A 310-nucleotide genomic window follows, 5' to 3' on the forward strand; every position below is an offset into this window, starting at 1 on the left:
GCAAATTACAAATTGGGCTAATGGAAGGTGTTTATCTCCGACTAGCGGATAGCGATACGAATGGATGACGGGCGGCTTTGCTTCTTCAGAAGGAACTGATTGCAGAAGGGACATTTTTCGTACCTTGCGTTGATCAAGCCGGTGCGTCAAGATTTGTTTGGAATCCGGTGACCACAGTGCTGCTGGTGGAATCTTTTGGTTAGATAATCGTTTAAAGACAGCGGAAGTTTCTGTCTCCAGCGGAGTGCCATAATCATAGTATCGCTTACCATCATGAGTCAGTTGGATGATTTGTCCTGTTTCTAAAGAG

Annotated in this window: 1 protein-coding gene; it reads right to left on the reverse strand. The window is 45.2% G+C overall.

Going from position 1 to position 310, the window contains the following annotated elements; genetic code table 11:
* Positions 1-310, reverse strand: a 310-nt coding sequence (locus HRG09_RS28480) for a DPP IV N-terminal domain-containing protein (RefSeq protein WP_174104121.1), incomplete at both ends; no start/stop codon positions are given.

The organism is Bacillus sp. Xin1, from assembly GCF_013314535.1.
In the GTDB taxonomy this organism is placed as follows: Bacteria; Bacillota; Bacilli; order Bacillales; family Bacillaceae_G; genus Bacillus_A.